Genomic DNA, 21,608 nt, shown 5'->3' with positions numbered 1-21,608 from the left:
GAATCTATTGTTTAAATGGCAAGATCCGGCATTTTTGAAGAATCTCGACATCAAGCTTTTTCGGTCTATAGAGAGTGAGGTTTTTGTTGGGTTTTTTGGTGAATCGGCAGCAGTATTGCTGCTGTTTTTTGTTGGGGTTGGATAAAAGAACCCGGCTTGAAGGCGATCGCATCAATACAGTCTTTCCCAAATGAAAAAGAGCTTGATTTCCTCAGATTTAGTCTTTAAACCAGTTGGGTTTACTTCTACTCCCCTTGTGTGGGCGCTAGAGGCAGGGGTTTTTGCCGTGGGCCTGTCAACGCCAGCCTGGGGTAGCGTCGTCGCCCTGCCTGCGGAAGCTGAGGGTTTGCCTAGCCCAGTGCCACCTGACCAAACGGTGCCAGCGCAGGCACCGGCAGCCGCGGTCGCATCGGCTACGAGCCCTATTTCCCCAGAGCAGGCTGCTACGGTCGCGTTTTCACCCAGCTCGACCGAGAGCGCATCGGTGCCGTCTGGGGCCGGAGAGAATACTGACGGGCGATCGCACGCCAGCGGCTCGGTGGATGCCGTACTGCTCGAGGGTGAAGCTAGCGTTGAATACCCTGCCGCTCAAACTGTTTTAGAATCGGCGATCGCCCCACCCTGCCCCCCATCAGACTGCGCTGAGGCCGCGATCGCCGCCCCTGCTGTGAAGCCCTTGCCCAGGGTAAGCACCCAGGCCAGCGATCTGGCCCCGCCTCAGCCGGAGCTGATGGCCCAGCCCCGGTTCTCGCGATCGCCGACGGCTGGCCGCGCCTCTGACGCGCCGGTTGCTCCCGTGACCGAGCTTGAGCATCGGCCTCAGGGGGCCTTGCCTACGGCGATCGAGCCGGGGGCGCTCAGTCCGGTGGTGACCAGCATTCCTATCGATGGTGAACTGATTGAGGCCGGGCAGACGGGCCAGGCGGCAGTTGGGGTGCGGCTGGGGGGCGATCGCAGCACCAACCTCGGCTTTGCGGGGCGAGCCGTCTTCGATCGCACCCTGGAGAGCAGCACTACGGCGGGCAATATAACGGTTCTACGCCAGTCTCAGCGACTGCTGCGGGGCCAAACCGTGCTGCGCCAGCGGCAGCTCAGCATTACTCGCCAAGACCCCGTCACGGTGCTGGGGCAGCAGATTCAGACGACGCTGCTGGCCGACTGCCTGGATGGCAGCGGCGCGGTGTGCACCTTTACCCCCGGCCTGGTCACCGATCGCGATCGCATTGACCCCGACACCCTACAGCCGACCCAGATCGACCAGACCAGCAACGTGGGCGATGTGGTTAGCCCGGCCTCTTTGGCAGCCATTCAAGCGCCTGGGTTTCAGGGCGGGGCCGAGGGGCAGGCTCTGGGGCTCGATCTGTACTTTCCCAACACCACCACCCTGGCGGGCAACGGTCGCGCCGCTGGAGGCACCGCCCAGCGCTACGAACAGTTTGATACCGTGCCTGCGATCGCCTACTCTGAACTGTTGCAGACGGTAGTTGCCAACGCCAACCAGGCCGCCCTGGCGAGAACTATTCGCGGCCCTGCCGTGGTGCTGGATGCCGACCAGCCCGTCGTCAACCTGGCCCTGGCGGCGATCGCCCTGCTGCTGCCCGAGGTGCAGCCCTTCGTGCCCAATAGCGCAGCGCCTAGCAACCCCAACCTCAACCAGGGGCTCTTCTTCGCCGCCAACAATACCCGCATTCCAGCCAACAGCCTGACGCTGTACCAGGCGGGCGTGGGATCTTCGGCCACGCTCTCCGCCGCAGAGACCGAGCAAAACGCCCCCTGGGCCAACTTCAACGCCGTCTGGCTGGGGCTTTCGCCCGTGACTGAGCGGAGCTACCAGGCCAGTCGCCGCTTCGCCAACGCTGGCCCGCCGAGAACCCTCTTGGCGGCGGGTGGTGAGGGCGGTGGTCTCAACGCGCCGCCGGTACTCTCGGTGGTCAACGGCGAAACCTTTGCCAGCAGCAGCCTGAGCAACGCCTATACCCAAAACTATTTCACCCTGTTTGCCCAGGAGGGCGATCGCCTCGATCGCTTTGTGCAGACCGATCGCATCAGCTACCACCCCCACCTCAGCCTTACCGGCAACGTCACCGGGGAGTCGAGCATTTTTCGCTACTATGCGGGCACCCTGGCTGGCCCCACCCTGCAGGCCTACGGCGGGGCCAACGTGCAGGGGCAAACCGCCGCTGGCTTCGCCTACCAGGCCGGGCTAATCGGCTACATCAACCCCAGCTACGATCGCTACAGCAACCTCTCAGCGGGCGTGAGCCAGCGCTTGCCCCTGGGCGATCGCCAAAATCTTACCCTGGGCACCGGCTTTAACTGGGCACTCGACCAGAACACAACCCTGCAAGATATTGAGCAGCAGGGGCAGGGCAGTGACGTAACCCTCCAGGCCCGTCTGGAGCTGGGCGATTTTACCCTGGGCGCTACTCAAGTGGTGGGCGACCTACTGCCCAACTCCCAGGCTAGCCGCACCGTTCTCGATGCGGTCTTGACCCTCAGCCCAGATCTAACCCTGGCCGGGTTTTGGGCTCCCTTTGACAACGCCGCCAGCGCGCCCCAGTACGGTTTGGCGGCCAATATAGCCCTGCCAGGCAGCCTCAGCCCACGCCTGATTGTGTCCTGGCAAAACACGCTCTACCGCTACGGCGCAGACCTGGTGGGTAATGCCCTTTCTACCCGCAGCAACACAGTCGAGGTACTGCTAAAGCTCGACTGGTAGGTGGTACGCAGAATGACTCGGTACAGGCAGGGAGCTTCAGCCCTTTGTTTCTGGTTGGCTTTGCGCTATTCCCTACCAGGGTCTTCACCGCTTCCGGGCCAGTCTTTTTGTAAAGTAATGCGGCGTAGAGCAATGTGGCTAACTCTTCCGTGAGTTTTTTCAGGCGAGCTTGTTTGGATGCATCCATGGGGCTGACGAGTAGCGCGGACGATGCCCAAAACTCGGTGCTCGTACCGCCATCTAAACATAAGTATTAATGCTCATTATGTAGCTGAGGTGTGACCCCCAAGAGGATGCGATCGCCCAACATTGCCTAGCACTGTAAAAAGCTCAACTTCGCCAAATGGCCCAATAAGATACTCTTGGTGAAAAGTAGCTTACCTGCAATGGACTCTCCTCAGCCTCGCCCTCTGCCGTCGCTAGACCAGCTGATTGACGCCTACGAGTCTGCCATCGCCACCCTTGAAGGCATGACCGTTAACGATAAAGCAACGGAGAAATCGCATCAGCTGGTCATTGACACCCTGCTAACCAGAGATGCGGTTGAAAAAGTTCGCCAAAATGGGGAAAAATCTGCCGCTACTCCTTTACCTACAGAAGTTTATGCGCGGCTGATTAGGCTTGATCAACGGCTTAAAAGCAAGACAGACCTGATTGCAGCCCACGGCGATTTAGAGAATACTCGCCAGAGTATTAACCCCAGTGATCAGGCCTGGTGGTGGTTTTTGGCCCCTGTTCCCAAGGCGGCTAAACAGCATGCACAAGATCGCTTTGACTGGGTTTGGAATGGCCTTACCGTCGTCTTTTTAGTCACCGCGACCAGCTTTGCAACCAGCACCGCCAAAGCCTTTTCAATTCAGGGTTTTGATGTGCTGGGGCTATTTAGCAGTTTTATTCAAGGGGCAGGCTTAGCGGTTGTCGCTGGCGGCGCTTTTACCGAAAAAGGGCAGCGGGTGGTGCAAAATGCCCTGCGAAGCGTCAATATTCCCAGCCATCACCATGCTGAGGCCACCTGTTTGCTGTCGGCCAGTTTGCTAACGGTGTCGTTCTTAGGGTACTCAAACCTGTACCGACTCGGCAACCTGTACTACGTCTGGGGCCAGGGAGAGCGGGATCGCGGCGACAATATCTCAGCGTTTCGCACCTTTCAAACAGTTTTAGACTTTGCCCCCAATAAAAAAGAGGCTTACTCTGCCCTGGGCCAGGTGGCCGAAAAGATGGGCCGGTTAGACGAGGCTGCCACTTATTACGAACAAGGGTTAGCTCTGTCAGATCCAGCTTCCGCCTTGGGAATGGCTCGATTGGTGCTGCTTAACAGTCTCAAGGAAAACGGCTGGACAGCACCCATGGACAATCAAAAAGTTCGCGAGGTCGATTTTTTTCTGGAGCTAGCCTCTCAATTTAATCTGGGTTTTGACAAGGCTGGCAACCCTGTAGAGGTGGTCGATGTCGTTATCGATCAGCAGACTCACTACGGATTGCTAGAGCTAGCTAAAATAGACTTTCAAAGCATTCGCTCTGTCCCTTCTACCAATAACCTAACGGAAGAGCAAAAGCGATCGATTCGCAAAGCTCAAACCCACCTCAGACAGGCGCTCACTCATTTTCAAACAGCCCATTGGGAAGAGTCGATCACCCTGGCTACTCAGCGGCCAGGGGACACCCAAAAACTGTTAGAGCTAGCCCTACAGCGTCCTCGGTGGGTGTATGACCTCAGAACATTTCAGATCGACCCTCAACTGTCTCAGGATGAGGAAAGACTGCTGAGCCGCGCCGTTGCTCAAGTGTCTGACGAGCTCAGTTTTAGCCCAGAGTTTGCCGAACTCGCTCAACTTTTAGAAACATTTTCTTACCAGGAACGAACGTATTTGATTGATCGATTTGTGGGCAGTCTGCCCGCCGAGCATCAAAAAAGGCTAAAGGAAAAGCTGGCCCTAGATCTGGGCAAGCCGAGATGCTATATCGCCATCATTTTTTTGATTGATTTTGCCATTGATGACTATTTAGCTCCGGGAGCCAAGGAGAAGGCTAGCCGCCTTGACCTGCTGCGATCGCGGCGGCAGTTTAGCGATCGCGAATGCGGCAGCACCGACGTTTCTACGGCAGCAGCGACACTGTCTCCGCCTGCCTCTGCTCCGCCCCTCAATCGGCTCGACCTCTACACCCTCAGCATCCACGAAAAATCACTCATGAGTGAACTGCTGAGCGTTCCAGAACCCCTATTTCCAGCCGCCGAATAGCATCATGGCCGTCGCCAGGTTCGCCACCAGGGCCGTCGAGGTGGGTCACTGCGACGGCGGGCGGGTTGACACACCCGGCTATTGGCCGACGATAGGCACACCTCTGACTTGCTTCGCGACAGCTGTTTGACAGCGTGAGCCTGAACTGGAGCCGCGATCGCAGGTCGATCAGCGCCTCGGTGGGCCTGATTTTCGAGGCCATACACCAGCGTATTGTTGTCGAGATTACAGAGATCAATGCCTGGCCACAGCACCGGTTCTAGGTGCTCCACCCGGTTCGGGTTGACAAACACGGCGCGCACATCGTGAATGCATCGGTCAGTGGTGTCTACAAAGGCAACCTGATCGGCGCTGCCGGGGGCAATGGCGCGAGACTCCAGCAGGTTGTAGCCCCAGGAGGTGCTTTGGGGCGGGGTAATGTAAATTTCCTGAAGCACCAAATCTTTGTCTGTGGGGCTTTGGTCAGTGGCATTGACAATGGTAAGGCGGCGGGGTTTACCCTGCTGGGGCTGGCCAAATGTAATCTTGTCGCGATCGCATAAATTTACCCCCAGTTTCTTCTCCTGCTGGCCGTTGGCAAAGGTAGCAGTGATGTCATACCGCTGAATGGTGGCACAGCTCAAATCGGCTGTATCGGTCAAAATCCAGGCTTCTGTTTGGGGCCGAATGGCATAGCTACCCAGCAGGCCCACTTCCCTGAGAAACCGCTCGTCACAGGTGCCATCGGTACAGTTTCTCGACGATTCAACGCGGGTGCTCCTGCCTTCGCTCAGGCTGCCATTGTCCGACGGTTCGAGGTCAACTTCGTCGTCCATTTGCGTCAGTTCGTACAGGGCTTCGTAGCAAACCTCGCGCACGGTCGGTGAGCTAAATTGTTCACACAGGGCCGCCTGGGCATCGCCGCTGTCAGAATTTTGCTCGGCTTCAGGATCGAGTTCTTGCCCCTCCTCCGCTGGGTTCTGCTCGGCAGCAGGGGCTTGCTGATTCAGGCTAGCGCCCTCGATCAGAATTTCTTGGAGGGCACTGGTGGTGCCGTTAAATACCACCAGTTTGCCGCCCTCGCTCTCAGGTGAAAACAGGGTGTAGGTACCGCCGTCGATCGCGCAGACGTTGACGCTGTAATCAGCGACAGATTCGCCATCGCTAAACACGCTTAAAAAGTCGTAGTCGCAGCTGCCTGGCGATCGCTGAAATAGCAGGGAGCCCCTGGGCTCAACCGCCTCTCTCCCCAACTGATTGGGGCCAAAATTAGTCTGACCAGAAGGCACTGCGTACAGCCCCACCAGCGGCTTTGGGGTTTGATTGACAATTTTGACCCCAGTCTCCTGACCAGCTACTGAACTACTTAGCAATAGCGTTGCGGGAGCCAGGACAAACGCTGAAAAAACGCAGGACAACCGTTTCTTGTTCATAGATTGTGGTGCACCCCAAGCCCATATGACGATGTTTCAAACATACAGGCCTGTAGCGGATTAAGCGATCGCAGGGGTAACGAATTAACACAATCTAAAGAAGCTGAGCCTGACAAATTGCCGCTTCTCGAAAGCCATCAGAACCACTCGCTAGCCCAGTACACCCTCACCAAACTCAGGTCTGGAGATTATCTACCAAACCCTCTCAGGTGACTTGTTCTGAGTTAGCAGTACCGAGCAGCTAAAGTTCTGCAAAGTGCCAGCATTGAAAACTAAGGGTTGTCCTCGCTGAGATCGATTTTGAGGGTCAGTCGCAGGGGCAAAAACAGCTGCCAGCGAATTGCGATCGCCCGGATGCCAAAAATTACCCCCATAGCCACAAAGCGGCAGACGGGTGAAGGCATCAGGTGCAGCATCACCACGTAGAGAATGCCCCCTAGCACAATCGGCGTCGCGTATAGCTCCCGCGACAGCAGCAGCGTGGGTCGATGGGTCACCACATCGCGAATAATGCCCCCGGCAATGCTGGTAATCAGACCCATTACCACGGCCACGGCTGCAGGATGGCCAAACAGCAGCGTCTTATCAATGGCCTGCACAGCAAACAGGGCCACGCCCATCGCGTCGAGATAGGAGAGCAGCCGCAGCGGCAGCTTGAGAATAAAGCGAATGCCCACAAAGGTGGCAAAAGATGCGCCCAGGGCCACCCAAAACGCCGTGAGATCCAGCAGCCAAAAGACCGGCACGTTGAGAATCACGTCCCGCAGGGTGCCGCCGCCGACTGCCGTCAACAGACCCACCACCACAATGCTAAAAATATCGAGGCGCTGGCGGGCTGCCGACAACACCCCAGAAACGGCAAATACCGCCACCCCCGCCTGGGCCAGAAAATATTCCATCGGGTTCTCCAACTCGGGACGGCTTCAACTCCATACAGTCTGAGGGCAGCTTCGACTCTGCGCAGCTGCCCCAAGGGCGTGTCATCAATTGTGGCCAAAAGCCCAATATTATCAAGCTTTGCCACGCCCGACCCCAAGCACAGGCTAGGGGCTGTAAACCTTGACTTTGGCCGTTTAGCAGCTAATTGATGACAGCCCCAAGTTGGCGTTAAAGCTCTGCTGATTATCCCTTACTGCCCCGATCGGGTTCAGCCCCGGTAGAGTGATGAATGAACAGACGCCCGGCGGCGATCGCCGCCTCACTGCTGGGGTAGACTTCGCCGTCGTTGAGCACCGCCAGCTCGGGGTTAATCACCCAGCAGCGGTACCCCAGCCCCTGATGGTACGTGACCCCGGCCACCCAGCCAGGGAATACCGAAACGTGAATTAAACGACCTGTATCCATCGGTATTGGCCCCTTTAATCTGTGACTCAATCCGTGCCTGCTGGGGTTAGCGCCGCCTGAGCGAACCGGTTCTAATCGTTCGCGAGTCCACCTGCACTGGCTCTACGCCAACGGTAGCCCACACCACGACCATGCTTAGACACAGCTGATGGCCTGCGCCTTTAGGACTACCTATTTTGGTTCAAGAGTACTATACTAGTCAAGCAAAGACAACGCCAGTCAACAGCACCTTTTTACCGCTTCCTTACGCCAGGCCTGCCCCCAGCAGGCAGCCCCAATTAGACAGACCCCAGTAGACCTTTTTGCCCCAGGACGACTAAACTTCTCAGCTGAAGTGGGGTTTACTAGGGGCATTGTTTGAACTACGGCCCCAGGCCAACCTATTTCTCTGCATTCGCCCGCCCCGCTACCCTTCGCCAGTTCGCTCACGATCGCAATTCCGTTTTATCCCCAGGCAGCTATGGCATCTAAAAACAACGACGTCACCGAAAAGCAGAAAGCTCTCACTATGGTGCTCAGCCAGATTGAGCGCAACTTTGGCAAAGGCTCGATCATGCGTCTGGGCGAAGCCAGTCGGATGACGGTCGAAACTATTCCCACTGGCGCTCTCACCCTGGATCTGGCCCTGGGGGGCGGCCTGCCCAAGGGTCGCATCATTGAAATCTACGGCCCCGAAAGCTCGGGTAAAACCACCGTTGCCCTGCACGCGCTGGCCGAGGTGCAGAGGGCAGGCGGGGTTGCCGCCTTTGTGGATGCCGAGCACGCCCTCGACCCGGTCTATGCCAAGGCGCTGGGGGTCAATATTGACGAGCTGCTGGTTTCCCAGCCCGACACCGGCGAAATGGGTCTGGAGGTGGTCGATCAGCTGGTGCGATCGGCGGCGGTTGATGTGGTGGTGGTCGACTCGGTGGCGGCCCTGGTGCCCCGCGCCGAAATCGAGGGCGAAATGGGCGATGCCCACGTTGGCCTGCAGGCTCGCCTGATGAGCCAGGCGCTGCGCAAGATCACCGGCAGCATTGGTAAGTCGCACTGCACGGTTATTTTTCTCAACCAGCTGCGGCAAAAAATTGGTATTTCCTACGGCAACCCGGAGGTGACGACCGGCGGTAATGCGCTCAAGTTCTACGCCTCGGTGCGGCTCGATATTCGCCGCATTCAAACCCTCAAAAAGGGCACCGAAGAGTACGGCATTCGGGCCAAGGTCAAGGTGGCCAAAAATAAAGTGGCTCCGCCCTTCCGCATTGCCGAGTTCGATATTCTCTTTGGCCAGGGCATTTCGACCATGGGCTGTCTGGTCGATTTGGCTGAGCAAACCGAGGTCATTACCCGCAAGGGGGCCTGGTACAGCTACGAGGGCGACAATATTGGCCAGGGCCGCGACAACACCGTGCAGCGCCTGATCGAAGATGCCGCCTTTGCCGCCAGGGTCGAAGCCCAGGTGCGCGAAAAGCTCTCTATCAACGGTGCGCCCGTTGTCGTTGAAGAACCCGATGACGAGGCCGACGACCTGCTTGATGACAAGTAGGGGCAAACGACCGTTTGCCCCACAAGAGGCGTTGATTCTCTAACGCGTACCTATGTTCAGCAGCGCCTCGATCTTTTCACCCTGGGGTTAGACTCTGACCGGGGGGAGTAGCGTTAAGGCCTCGCTCAAGGGAGGATAGGGCTACGCTACCTAACCGCAGGTCCATGGATACTCCCCAACGTTCTAACTCTGGCACTGGTCTGGCGATCGCGGCGGCGATCGCCATTGTGGCTGCCGTAGTCTTCAATACCCTCTTCAACCGCTTCCCCCCTAGCGGTCGCAATATCGGTGAAATCTCTAACACGGTTCTGAGCGAGGTGCTGATTACCCCTGCCAGCTACGCCTTTGCTATCTGGGGAGTGATTTACCTGGGGTTGTTTGCCTACGTAATTTATCAGTTTCACCCCGAACGGCGACGAGAGCCGTACATTCAGCGGGTCAACGGGCTGCTAATTTTTGCCTGCATTGTGCAAACCGTCTGGATTTTGCTGTTTACCGCCCAGCAGTTTGGCTGGTCAGTTTTAGCGATGGTGGCGCTGCTGCTGGCGCTGATTGGCATTTACACTACGCTGGATGTTGGCCGAGTTCGCGTCTCCCGGCAGCGGCGCTGGATGGCCCACATTCCCTTTAGCCTCTACCTGGGCTGGATTTCGGTAGCGACCGTCGTCAACATCGCCTCTGCTCTCTACGCCTCGGCCTGGGGCGGTTGGGGAATTTCGTCGGTAACCTGGACGGTGGCGATGATCGCGGTGGCGGCGCTGATTGGCGCAGCAGTGATCTACAGCCGCTGCGATGTGGCCTTTACGCTGGTGCTTGTCTGGGCGTTTGTGGCGATCGCGGTGCGTCAGAGCGATATTCCTGCCGTGCGGTGGACGGCACTGAGTATGGCCGGGGTGCTGCTGATTTGGCTGGCTGTGGCTAAATACGCCCTGCCCAAGCCAGCCCACTCCTAGCCGGGGGCGATCGCCGACAGTTCACCCTTCGGTAAACCCAGTGGAATAATGGAAAGGTAGCGTTTTTCGCTGCTGACCTTTAATTACTGGCCCATGACCTCTGAACCCGACTCGAACCGGCCCTGGCTGTCTATTAAACGCCTGGTTTTAATTGTTTTGACAGCCCTGGTTGGGCTAGTGGTGGTGCAATCGCTGTTGAGCAGCTGGAAAGAGCCGCAGGTGGCCAGCCGCCTACAGCTCTACCAAACCGACCTGCTGCTAGAGGGCAGCGCTTGGGATGGGGAGGGGCTGCCCGCTGACCAGTGGCAGACGCTGCGCGAGGGGCTGGTGGGCAAAGACCCGGTTGCCACCGCCCAAAAACAGTATGAAGAGGTGCGTCAGCAGGCCGCTGAAGGGCTGGTCGAGGGGCGATCGCTCCAAGCCGAAACCGCTCCAACCGCCAACGGTTCTCTGGCCGACGAAGCCAACGCGGGCAAGCCCCTGGCGCGACGGGTACAAACCGCGCTCACCCAGCAGGAGCTGCTGATCGATCGGCTCGATATCCGCCTGGGCCTGATGGAGGTCTACCAGGGTAAGCCCGAGGCCGCCATTCGTCGCTGGCAGCAGGTACGCGACAGCGAAACCGCCGCTGCTTCAGCCATGCGCACTGCCGACACGCTAATTCGGCTGTGGCAAGACCAGCAGATCGCCCCGGGGGATGATGTGTGGCTTCAGGAGACGCTAGACGGCTGGTTTGAGTACCGCGCCCTTGAAAAGGTCTATGAGATTCAGGCTCAGACCAGCGACAGATCTGGCGACAGCTCCAGCGCTGACCGTCTGGCTCAGCTGCAGGCCCAGGAGCAGGCGACCGCTGAGAACAAACTGGTTAAGCTGGTGCTGCTGAGCACGGTACCGGCCCTGGGGGCCGTGATTGGCCTGGGGCTGCTGATTTGGCTGGGGGCACAGCGAGTGCTGCGGGGCAGCCAGTCGGTGCTGCAGCACAACGCCGGGCGCGGTTGGGAGGTGCCCTGGACGGCTGAAACAATCTGGCAGGTCTTGATTGCCGGGTTTTTCTTTGTGGGACAAATTTTGCTGCCCCTGGTGCTGGGGGGGCTGGGCCTGGGCGGGGCCGGGCTCAGCAGTCGGGGTAAGGCGATTTTCTCGCTGGTGTACTACCTGCTGATGGCGGCGGGGTCGCTGGGCGTGCTGTGGTGGTCGATTCGCCCCTACCAACCGATTCCCAAAGATATGTTTCGCATCAAAGCCTCAGGGTCGGGGCTGCTGTGGGGCCTGGGCGGCTATTTTGTGGCCCTGCCGCTGATGTTTGGCGTGGCCCTGCTCAACCAGAAGATTTGGCAGGGGCAGGGGGGCAGCAACCCGCTGCTGCAAACCGTGCTGGAAGAGCAGGACGGCGTGGCCCTGCTGGTGTTCTTTGCGACGGCGGCGATCGCGGCTCCCCTGTTTGAAGAAGCGCTATTTCGCGGCTTTTTGCTGCCCTCGCTGACCCGCTACCTGTCGACGGGCTGGGCGATCGCCCTGAGCGCCTTTATCTTTGCCGCCGCCCACCTGAGTTTGTCGGAGGTGCTGCCGCTGACCGTGCTGGGGGCCATTCTGGGGTTTGTATATACGCGATCGCGCAACCTGCTCTCGCCCATGGTGCTGCACAGCGCCTGGAACAGCGCCACCATGCTGGGCCTGTTTATTTTGGGCGGCTAGAGGGTGAAAGGTGTAGGGTGCAGGGTATAAGGTTTGAGAATGGCCTGAAACCCTACCCCCTGAACCCTTTCTAGCCGCTATCATGGCCCCATGATCACCCTCCTTCACCTGTCCGATATTCACATGGGCAGCGGGTTTGCCCACGGTCGCCTCAATCCCGAAACCGGCCTCAACACCCGCCTGGAAGACTTCATTGCCGCCCTCACCCGCTGCATCGATCGCGCCCTGGCCGAATCGGTCGATCTGGTGCTGTTTGGCGGCGACGCCTTCCCTGATGCCACGCCGCCGCCCCTGGTGCAGCAGGCCCTAGCCAGCCAGTTTTGTCGGCTGTCGGCGGCGGGCATTCCCGCTGTGCTGCTGGTGGGCAACCACGACCAGCATGCCCAGGGCTTGGGAGGGGCAAGTCTTTCCATCTACAGAACGCTGGGCGTGCCAGATGTGGTGGTGGGCGATCGCCTCGAAACCCACCGCATCGACACCCGCAGCGGCCCGGTGCAGGTGGTCACCCTGCCCTGGCTGACCAAATCGACCCTGCTCACCCGGCCCGAAACCGAAGGTCTGTCGATGACCCAGGTGAACGAGCTGCTGCTGGAGCGCCTGCGGGTGGCCCTAGAGGGCGAAATTCGCCGCCTCGACCCCGCTATTCCCGCCATTCTTTTGGCCCACGCCATGGTCGACACCGCCAGCTACGGAGCCGAGCGGTTTTTGGCCACCGGGCGCGGCTTTACCATCCCTATGGCCATGCTGGCCCGGCCCTGCTTTGACTACGTGGCCCTGGGCCACGTTCACCGTCACCAGGTGCTCTGCCAGCAGCCCCTGATGATTTACCCCGGCAGCATCGAGCGAGTTGACTTCAGTGAAGAAACCGAGGATAAGGGCTACCTGCTGGTGCAGGTAACCAAAGGACAGGCCGAGGCCGAATTTTGCCCCCTGCCGGTGCGCCCCTTTAAAACCATTGAGGTCGATCTCACCCAGGCCGAGTCTCCCCAAACCCGGCTAGAGCAGGCCATTGCCAGAGCCGACATTGCCGATGCCGTAGTGCGCTGTCTCTACACCCTGCGCACTGACCAGGTTGACCAGATCGACCAGAGCAGCCTCGAAACTGCCCTGGCCGCCGCCCACACCTACAGCCTGCAGCCTGAGCTTAAAGCCCAAACCAGCCGCAGCCGCCTGCCCGAGCTGGGCACCGACAGCAGCCTCGACCCCCTCACGGCCCTGAGCGCCTACCTGGCCAACCGCAACGACCTCGGCGATATCGCCGAGAGCATGCTAACTGCTGCCGCCGCCCTGATGGCCGACGACAGCGACGCCGAGGTGCCCCTCGACGACGTTGATTTGTCTCTCGACGACATCGATAGCCTTGCTCTTGAAGAAACGGCCCAGCAGCTGCGTTTGCTATAGCCAGTTTGCCGTCCCAATTTTTGCCGTTGACCATTGCCGATGTCCTAAGCGAACTGGCCAGCGCGATAAGACTGCTTTCGGAATCACCCCGTGCAGTACCATTGAGCCCAGACCTTGAGCCCGGTGGCCCATGAACGAGGGCGAGTATCAACGCCGCATTAGCTATCGCCTGCTGCTGACAACCCTGTGGGCGACTCTGCTGCTGCTGGCTGTGCAGGCCATTGGGGGATGGGCCACTCAGTCGCTGACGCTGCTGGCTGAGTCGCTGCACACCCTGGTCGATGGCTTTAGCACGGTGCTCAGCCTGGTGGCTGTGACCTCACCCCAGCGCCAGATGGGCCGCGAGGTGTGGGGCCACGGACGAGCCGAGGTGGCGGGCACCCTCATGCTGTGCGCTTTTTTGGGCTTTACCGGGGTCAGCCTGCTGTTCATTGCCCTGGGGCAGCTATTCAGCAGTCTAACCGGGGCCGAGAACCCGTTCCCGGTGGCGATCGACCCTCGGGTGCTGCGGTTTACAGCCGCCATGGTCATTCTCAACGTGGCCCTGGGCATTTACGCCAGCTACCAGGCCCGTGGCCTCAGCAGCCAGGCTCTAAAGCTGAATACCAAACACTTTCTGGCCGACGCCTGGCTGAGCATTGTCATGGTGGGGGTGCTGCTGGCGATCTGGCAAAATCAGCGCTGGCTCGACCCGACCTTTGCCCTGGTGCTGCTGCCCCTGGTGGCCCGCAGCCTGTGGCGCGTGCTCAACGACCAGCTGCCCATGCTGCTGCGCCCGACCGCGATCGCCCCCGAGGCCATTGCCCACATTGCCACCCAGGTCGACGGCGTCACCCGCTGTACCCGCATTCGATCGCGGGGCATGGTGGGCCGCCAGGTCTGGATCGAAATTCACCTGGTGCTGCACCCCGAGTTTGTGGAGGCCGCCGAGGCGATCGGCGAACAGATCGACGCCCTACTGCGCCAGCGCTACGGCCCCCTGCGTACCCAGGTCTGGGTCGAGCCCGCCCGCACCAGCCGTGACGCCTACTTTGAGCCAGGCATGCCGAATTACCTGCCGCCTTCGCCGGGGAATGGCCAAGACTGGGCCTAGAGATTTTTCTTGGTGGTGCATTGCTAACGCGCGGGCGGAGCCTCGCCTCAGCGTTATGCACCCTACGTCCCACCTCCCTTATCCTCTCATCCACTCACCTACCCATCCACTCACCTACCCATCCACTCACCCACCCACCTACTCACCCACCATTGGTCCACTCTGCATCGGCCCCAGGTAGCGGGTCAAATACGGCGAAAAAACCTCATAAATCAGCGTCAGAGGCTTGCCCCGGTGCCAGAACAGGTAGTGCCGCCCCCAAAACGGCCCGGCCTGGCCAAAGGCGTCTTCTAGCGCCTCCGAATCGCCGTAGTAAAGGCCCTGAATGTCGCGGTACAGCTCGGTGCGCAGGCGGGCCAGACTGGCCCAGATCGGCAGCGACTTGTTTTGCAGATACTCATCGACGTGGCTGGCCTCCCACCAGGAGGTGGCGTAGGCGAGGCGCTGGCCTGAGGCGGTGCGCAGCCACACCTGACGGCGCAGGCGCGGACCCGGCACCACGCGGATAATATCGGGGGCACCGTCGAGATCCATACCCACGGGAGACATATCGATCACGTCGACTTCGGTGCGATCGCGCGTCAGCAGCTGCAGGTGGCGCGTCGGTGAGCCATCCCCCAGCAGCAGGATCTGCCAGGCAGGGGCGAGCTGGTCGTGGGGCAGCCCTTTTTGCACGGTGGGCTGTCCGGCTTGCCAGCGGGGGTGGAGGGCGTGCCAGCCGCAGGGCACCGCTGGGTCAATTAAGGGCTGTAGGGCAGAGGCCAAGGGTGTTACAAAAATTCACGTCTTACCCCTATGCTATCGCGACAGCAAGGCCGTTTCCAGCCGAATCTAAAGAATCAGCCTGGGCTACAGTAGAACCTATTCGACAACGCCCTGTAACCTTTGGATTTTGGCCTCAGAAACCTGGTTTGCGGATAAGTTTTAGGTAGGTCATCACCAAGAGGAGTGCGCCACCATGGCGGAGGGGATCAAGCTAGCGGTCAACGGCACCCTGATGCGGGGGCTGGCGCTCAACACCAACCTGCTGGCGGTAGGGGCCGAGTTTCTCTGCGAGACGGCCACCACCCCCGACTACCGGCTGTGGTCAATCGACGACATTCACCCGGCGATGGTGCGGGTGAGCGATGGCGGGGTTGCCGTTGCCCTGGAGGTGTGGCAGGTGCCCCCGGCGGGGCTGGTGCAGGTGCTGCTGCAGGAGCCGCCGGGGCTGAGCATTGGCAAAGTGACTCTGGCCACGGGCGAAACGGTGCTGGGGGTGCTGGGCGAACCCGTGCTGTGCGAAGGCCAGCGGGAGATCTCAGCCTATGGCGGCTGGCGATCGTACTACGGTTCCCTACAGCGCGAGAGCCAGCCACAACCCCAGCGATCGCAAACGCCTTGACCTGGTCTCAACAGGGGTCTCGTAGGGGCACTGCACTGCAATGCCCCTGCCAACCGGGTGCAGCCAAACTCGGATTCAGGATCACTCTACCGTCAGCAAATAGCGCCCGCGCCCGCCGCGCTGATAGCTGTTGACCAGCACGCTGTAGGTGCCGTCGCGGGGCAGCTGGACGGCAATCTGCGAGTTGGTGGTGTTGGGGTTGGCGTCGTCATTTTCGCCCACGCGGTTGCGGGCGTCATCGACCAAAATCAGGTAGGTGTCAAAGTCGGGGCTTTCGAGACTAATCAGCACGTTCTGGCCGGCTCGGCCCTGGAAGGTGAATTCTTGGTAGTAGGAGCCGTCTTGCAGGGTGCGATCGCCCGGTCCCAGCGCCCCCTGCTGCCGCAGACCCACGCCGCTGGGCCGAGTTGGGGCCTGTCCATTGCTGACCTGGCCACCGCCGCCCTGGCTCAGGCGCAGCTGGTAGCGGCCCGATTCTCCCTGGGAGACCGTGTTGGCCAAAATCAGGTACGACCCGGTGTAGGGCAGCTGCGTGGAGATGCGGGCGTTGAGGCTGCCGCCGCTGTCGTCGTCCTGGATGGAAAAGTCGTCGCGATCGGGGGCGAGCAAAATCAGGTAGGAGTCAACATCCTGGCTGCTCATGTCGATGGTGACGGTTTGCCCGGCCTGTCCCTCAAAGCGGTAGGGGTTGTAGAAGCTGCCGTCGGGCAGCACGTTGCTGCTGTCGTCGAGCTGGCCCTGCACCGTTGCGCCCGCTGCGATCGCGGCAGGCTCGCGGTTGATGCGGCTGGCGGGGGCCGAAGCGGTGGCCGTACCGGCTCGCACCGAGGCCAAGAACGTCTGCACCGCATCGACCGGAATGGCAAAGCCAATGCCCACGCTGCCGCCGCTGTCGCTGGTGGTAAAAATTGAGGTGTTGACGCCAACTAGCTGACCGCTGCTATTGAGCAGTGGCCCCCCCGAGTTGCCGGGGTTAATGGCGGCGTCGGTTTGAATCACGTTGCGCTCGGTGTCGATGCGGCTGACAATACCCACCGTGAGCGTGCCCTGAAGCCCAAAGGGGCTGCCAATGGCAAAGGCGCTCTGGCCCACCCGCACCGAGTTGAGCGGCGCAATGGGCACGGTGGGCAGGCCCGTAGGGTTGCCCCGCAGCCGCACCGCCGCCAGGTCGAGACGGTCCTGGCCGTAGCCGACGACGTCGCCCTCAAAGGTGCGCCCGTCGGACAGGCGCACAGTGACGACGCGATCGCGGCCTACCACGTGGGCATTGGTCAAAATTAAACCGCTGGCATCGACAATGCTGCCGCTGCCGCCGCCAGTGCGCGTGTTGATAGCCACCACCGCCGGGCTGGCCTGATCGTATACCCGAATGGTCGTGGCTTCATCTACTGTAGACTGGGCCTGGGCCGGGGGTAGCCCCGGGTTGAGGCGACTGGGCGGAGCGATCGCCGTAATGCTCGCCATTAGAGTCCCTAGAGCCAACGAACTCGATGCCAATCGCTTCACTATTGCCTGTGCCATATAGACCTTGAATGACTCTGTAAAAACCCACTACCGAGCTGGGAAGAGGTAGTGCCTGATACCTACTATCTACCTGGCCTCCCCCTACTGTCAGGATATATCTCAGGCTGAGGATGCACCGCAGCGACGGGCCACTTTTGCCGCAGGCACCGTCGCCGCGACAACCCGGTTGCGGCCCTGAGCTTTGGCCTGGTAGAGGGCAGCATCCGCAGCCCGAATGACGTTTCCCTCGCTCAGGCCGTGGGCAGGGTAGCTAGCGATGCCCACGGATGTCGTCAGGGTGCCGAGGGCAAGCCCCTCGTAGCTCAGCTGCAGTTGGCCAATCACCTGACGAATTTCCTCAGCCCGCACCAGGGTGACCTCAGGGGACGACCCAGGCAGCACCAGAATCATCTCTTCGCCGCCGTAGCGACAGGCAATGTCTGAGCCTCGGACGCTGTCGAGCAAAAGCTGCCCCACCGCCTGCAGCACGCGATCGCCCGCCTCATGACCATAGGTGTCGTTAAACCGCTTGAAGTGGTCGATGTCGAGCATAATCACCCCAATCGGGTATTGGTGTCGCTGTGCCTCCTTAATGGCTTGGGCCAGAGATTCCTCCAAGTAGCGACGATTAAACAGTCCGGTCAGCGGATCGCGAATGCTCTGCTGCTTTAGGGTTTCGCGCAGGTGCAGGTTGGCCAGCGCCAGCGATAGCTGCTCGGCCACAATATTGGCCAAATATCGCACTGGCTCAGAGATGTGGGGAGCACTGAGGTAAAACAGGCCCAGCGGTTCGTTTTGAGCCAGCAGGGGCAGACACAGAGTTGCGATCGCCTGATTACTTTCGGCGTGGCTGCATTTCAGGCCCAAACAGGCGAGGTCAACCTGATGCAAGTCTCGCTCACCCAGAGCGCAACAGCCGGGAGGAATGAACTCTGTCACGGAAGATGGCGCTTTGCCCCACGCCGCAACTCGCTCAACTCGATAACGGACATCGCTGAACATAAAAAATCCGCCACTGCTGCCCGGAAACAACGGTGCCACCAGGTCCGACAGAGCCTGGTGGGCCGCCTCTACCGACGGACAGGTCTGAAGAAAATCGCTCATTTTTCTCAAAAGCCGCATGTCTTTATTGCGCTGCTTCAGCTCATTGAGGCGGCTTTCTAGCTGTTCGTTGGCCTGCTGCAACGCCTGCTCAGACTGCTTTAGAGGCGTGATATTGCTAAACGTTACGGCAAAGCCATCCCCCAGCTTGACGGCCATATTCTCAAACCAGGTATCGATGCCATCGTGCTGATAATGAAACTGCCGCTGCACAGGTTCTCCGGTTTCAACCACCTGCACATAGAGGTCAAACAGCCCATCGGTCTTGTTGCCGGGCAGCTCATCGAGCAGGCGCTTACCCATCAGATACTCTTCTGTGCGCCCCACCGTGGTGCAGGCGGAGGGGTTGCTGAGCAGCCACTCAAAATCGACGATCGTGCCTGTCTCATCGCGCACCGCCGCAAAGGCCATAATGCCGTCGAGGGAGCTATTCAGCACGCTGGCGAGCTGCATTTCTGAGGTTTGCAGTGCTGCCTGTATGTCCACCATAGCTGTCACATCCAGGTGGCTACCCACCATACGCACCACCTGCCCCTGGGCATCTTTGAGGCGAATAGCGCGGGAGAGCACATGGACGGTAGAGCCATTTTTGTGGTGAAACCGCTGCGTAATTGAGAATTCCTTCACCCTGCCGCTGTTGTAGGCGTCAATGAGGCGCAGGGCAATGTCTCGGTCGTCGGTAAAAATGACGGATTCCCACATGGCCAAGCTGTTTTCCAGCTCGTGGTCGGCGTAGCCCAGCATCGCTTTCCACTGAGACGAGAAGTAGATGTCACCTGTCTCCAAATTCCAGTCCCAGTAGCCTTCAGAGGAAGCTTGAAGCACCAAATTGAGCTGGTCTTTAGTGTTTTTGAGGTCCAGTTCAGCCTGCACGCGATCGGTGATGTCTCGGGCTGCACCGTAGACCAGGTGGCCCACGGGCACCGATCGCCACTCAAGCCAGCGGTAAGACCCATCGCGACAGCGGTAGCGATTGACGAAGTTCAGTACCTCTTGCTGGTTTAGCAGCGTAGATAGCGCCGCCAGCGTAGCGTCTACATCGTCAGGATGCACATAGTCGAGGTACTGGGTGCCCGCCATCTCCTGGGCCGAGTAACCCAGCGTCTTTTCCCACTGGCTGTTGAGGCGACGGAAATAGCCGCTGGTATCGCCAATGCAGAACAGGTCTAAAGAAACCGAGAAAAAACGGTCTAGCTCTTCAATTTTCTCGTCTAGTGCGATTTCAATCGCTTTGCGATCGCTGATGTCACGCACGATCACTAGGCATTCATCAGGGCCACAGGGAGTTAAACGCACCTCTTCATAGAGCATCTGGCCATGCTTCTCAAATTCGTGCTCCCAAATCTGCAACGTGTCAGTGGCTAGCGCTTGCTCAATGCGCTCTAGTTGATTAGCCAGTAAGTCAGCGGGTAGCACCTCTGACAGATGTTGATGAATAGGGAGAAATGTTCCAGCAGCGGCAGCCGATGGCGGACGAAAGTCATAGCAGGTGCCATCGCGTCCCATCCGCAACAGCAAATCAGGTATGGCGTTGAGAATGGCCTGGTTTGTAGCTTCGCTCTGGTGCAGAAGCTCTTCCATCTGCTCCCGCTGAATTTCTGCCTGCTTACGCTCGCTGATATCAGAATGGGTGCCAATCACCCGCAGGGGTTGGCCGTGCTCGTCCCGCTCCATGACCTTGCCCCGGTCTAAAATCCAGGTGTAGCTGCCATCTTTGCAGCGTATTCGGTACTCTTTCTGGTAAACAGATCGCTCGCCATCAAAATGCTTTTCCATATCGGCGTAGCACCCGGCTCTGTCGTCAGGGTGTACGCGGCTGTCCCACTCGTCTAGGCTGGTGCCAATTTCATGGTCTTCGTAGCCCAGCATCGCCTTCCACTGGCGAGAGTAAAACAGCTCGTTGGTCTGTAGATTCCAGTCCCACAGGCCATCGCCTGCCCCTTCAAGGGCAAACTGCCAGCGAGCCTCGCTGTCCCGCAGGGCCGCCTCGGTTTGTTTTAGCTCGGTAATATCTATGGCAATGCCCCCTATCGAGGCGATCGCCGCTCCCGCAGAGCGCACCGGAAACTTGCGCACTAAATAAGTATTAGTGGTGCCATCGGGCAATAGGGCCTGTTCCAGGGTTTCTAAAACCGCCTGGTGGTCAAGCACCCACTGGTTATTTTGGTGATAGGCCTGGGCCAAAGCGGTAGGAAACAGGGTATCGATCGAGTGACCTATGGCTTCCTGCTCAGTCAGGTTGACCACCGCTAGCCAGGCCGGATTGGCATAGGTCATCGTGCCCTGGGCATCGGTGATCCAAAACAAACCCGGCGCATGGGCGACAAACGCTTCAAACTGGGCCTGCAGCGGGTCAGCGGCTATGGGCAATGCGGTGGAAAAGGGCGGTGCTTGACGCTGCGAGCCATTCTGCCCCTTTTGCAGTGGGATCTGGGGCTGATTTTGGCTAGCCTGGCGCAGGGTCGCTACCTGGTGTTGCAGGTCAGCCTTCTCAGCCTGTAGCTGCTGCACCAATCGCCTTAGATCATCCACCTCAGCCATCATGCATCTGAACCTCTAAACCCTGTTGCCTATCTGCTTGTGTTCCCCAACACAAGGCCTGAGGTCATCTCAGCGAAAAATTCTTAAACATTCTCCAATGACAGTTAACAGTTCCTCATCAATTCGTGACTTACGCGTAGACCCAGGATGGGGCGCATCCCAGTTATGTGATGGGCAATGGTGCTTGGGCTGAATCAGGGCTTTGAGCGCAAGCTTTGAGCCGTTCAGCCTGGGGCAATCATCGGCTTAATCACAGTGCCGCAGTTCGGCCCATCTACTTCCTGGCTACACTGAGAATTAGCGCCCTCATTACCCCAGGCCATGCAAAACACCGCCCTGGCCCCCTGGTCGAACGCATCACCCAGCAGTTGGGCAATCTCTCAGAAGCCGAGCTGCTCACCAGCCAAGACTTTGTGGACTACCTGATTTGGAAGCACCACGGCGAGGCGGAGCCGCCCTCAGCCAAGCGATCCGCCGAAGTGCGCGCGATCGATCGCATTTCTGACCTCGACGACCCTACTCAGTGGGTAACGGTGATTGACGAGGGCGAAGAGGTCGATGTTGAGGTCTTACACCAGTGGTTAATAGATCGTGGCTTTCAAATCGAGACCCCGGATTAAGCGTCAAAAACCCCGTCCTGAATCTCCTCGGTTCTAAGGTTAGCGCGAGCGATCTCTGAGCCATAATGGGGCCAGAT

At 59.3% G+C, this 21,608-nt stretch carries 15 protein-coding genes; 9 read left to right on the top strand and 6 right to left on the bottom strand.

The features are described 5' to 3' along the window. Positions 1–286: 286 nt before the first annotated feature. Together ACQ4N7_RS05740 and ACQ4N7_RS05735 are read left to right on the top strand one after the other, a co-directional pair. Positions 287–2,719, top strand: coding sequence for a hypothetical protein (locus tag ACQ4N7_RS05740; protein WP_430710647.1), 2,433 nt, complete (start codon positions 287–289; stop codon positions 2,717–2,719). Positions 2,720–3,105: 386 nt separating this feature from the next. Continuing rightward, positions 3,106–4,959 (top strand): tetratricopeptide repeat protein, encoded by a 1,854-nt coding sequence (locus tag ACQ4N7_RS05735; protein ID WP_430710646.1) that lies wholly within the window; start codon positions 3,106–3,108, stop codon positions 4,957–4,959. A 2-nt stretch (positions 4,960–4,961) separates the two neighbouring features. Here the strand turns inward: ACQ4N7_RS05735 and ACQ4N7_RS05730 are convergent, their stop codons facing one another. From ACQ4N7_RS05730 to ACQ4N7_RS05720, 3 genes are all read right to left on the bottom strand, one after another. After that, positions 4,962–6,371 carry a hypothetical protein gene (locus ACQ4N7_RS05730; RefSeq protein ID WP_430710645.1) on the bottom strand — a complete coding sequence of 470 codons (1,410 nt, stop codon included), beginning with the start codon at positions 6,369–6,371 and terminating at the stop codon, positions 4,962–4,964. Positions 6,372–6,643: 272 nt separating this feature from the next. Then, on the bottom strand, positions 6,644–7,270 hold the full coding sequence (locus ACQ4N7_RS05725; RefSeq protein WP_430710644.1) for a trimeric intracellular cation channel family protein: 627 nt from the start codon (positions 7,268–7,270) through the stop codon (positions 6,644–6,646). 223 nt (positions 7,271–7,493) lie between these two features. Further along, on the bottom strand, positions 7,494–7,715 hold the full coding sequence (locus ACQ4N7_RS05720) for a hypothetical protein (RefSeq protein WP_106922636.1): 222 nt from the start codon (positions 7,713–7,715) through the stop codon (positions 7,494–7,496). A gap of 460 nt (positions 7,716–8,175) precedes the next feature. On the opposite strand from ACQ4N7_RS05720, the gene recA reads away from it, so the two are divergent. The 5 genes from recA to ACQ4N7_RS05695 all read left to right on the top strand — a co-directional run bounded on the left by recA (position 8,176) and on the right by ACQ4N7_RS05695 (position 14,382). Then, complete coding sequence (gene recA, locus ACQ4N7_RS05715) at positions 8,176–9,240, top strand: recombinase RecA (RefSeq protein WP_430710643.1); 1,065 nt, start codon at positions 8,176–8,178, stop codon at positions 9,238–9,240. A gap of 164 nt (positions 9,241–9,404) precedes the next feature. Next, positions 9,405–10,193, top strand: a complete 789-nt coding sequence (locus tag ACQ4N7_RS05710) for a tryptophan-rich sensory protein (RefSeq protein ID WP_430710642.1) — start codon at positions 9,405–9,407, stop codon at positions 10,191–10,193. 93 nt (positions 10,194–10,286) lie between these two features. Then, positions 10,287–11,888 (top strand): CPBP family glutamic-type intramembrane protease, encoded by a 1,602-nt coding sequence (locus tag ACQ4N7_RS05705; RefSeq protein ID WP_430710641.1) that lies wholly within the window; start codon positions 10,287–10,289, stop codon positions 11,886–11,888. Positions 11,889–11,978: 90 nt separating this feature from the next. After that, the gene (sbcD, locus tag ACQ4N7_RS05700; RefSeq protein WP_430710640.1) at positions 11,979–13,289 is read left to right on the top strand and encodes an exonuclease subunit SbcD; all 1,311 of its coding nucleotides are present in this window, start codon (positions 11,979–11,981) and stop codon (positions 13,287–13,289) included. A gap of 130 nt (positions 13,290–13,419) precedes the next feature. Then, positions 13,420–14,382: a cation diffusion facilitator family transporter gene (locus ACQ4N7_RS05695; protein ID WP_430710639.1), complete on the top strand. Its 963-nt coding sequence runs from the start codon at positions 13,420–13,422 to the stop codon at positions 14,380–14,382. 138 nt (positions 14,383–14,520) lie between these two features. Here the strand turns inward: ACQ4N7_RS05695 and ACQ4N7_RS05690 are convergent, their stop codons facing one another. Continuing rightward, positions 14,521–15,147, bottom strand: coding sequence for a chorismate lyase (locus tag ACQ4N7_RS05690; protein WP_430710638.1), 627 nt, complete (start codon positions 15,145–15,147; stop codon positions 14,521–14,523). Positions 15,148–15,340: 193 nt separating this feature from the next. Here ACQ4N7_RS05690 and ACQ4N7_RS05685 point away from each other — a divergent pair, with 193 nt between their 5' ends. Then, entirely contained in the window at positions 15,341–15,766 is a 426-nt protein-coding gene (locus ACQ4N7_RS05685; RefSeq protein WP_430710637.1) for an allophanate hydrolase-related protein, read from the top strand. Between the two features lie 81 nt (positions 15,767–15,847). On the opposite strand, the gene ACQ4N7_RS05680 is transcribed toward ACQ4N7_RS05685, so the two are convergent. Next, positions 15,848–17,230, bottom strand: a complete 1,383-nt coding sequence (locus tag ACQ4N7_RS05680; RefSeq protein ID WP_430710636.1) for a trypsin-like peptidase domain-containing protein — start codon at positions 17,228–17,230, stop codon at positions 15,848–15,850. 159 nt (positions 17,231–17,389) lie between these two features. Further along, entirely contained in the window at positions 17,390–20,911 is a 3,522-nt protein-coding gene (locus tag ACQ4N7_RS05675) for a PAS domain S-box protein (protein WP_430710635.1), read from the bottom strand. 215 nt (positions 20,912–21,126) lie between these two features. Between ACQ4N7_RS05675 and ACQ4N7_RS05670 the strand changes: the two genes are divergently transcribed. Further along, entirely contained in the window at positions 21,127–21,531 is a 405-nt protein-coding gene (locus ACQ4N7_RS05670; protein WP_430710634.1) for a hypothetical protein, read from the top strand. Positions 21,532–21,608 lie beyond the last annotated feature (77 nt).

Origin of the sequence: Nodosilinea sp. AN01ver1 (assembly GCF_050565655.1) — a bacterium.
Lineage (GTDB): Bacteria > Cyanobacteriota > Cyanobacteriia > Phormidesmidales > Phormidesmidaceae > Nodosilinea.
Note: the sequence above shows the minus strand (reverse complement) of the source record. Positions and strands in the feature narration are given on the sequence as shown.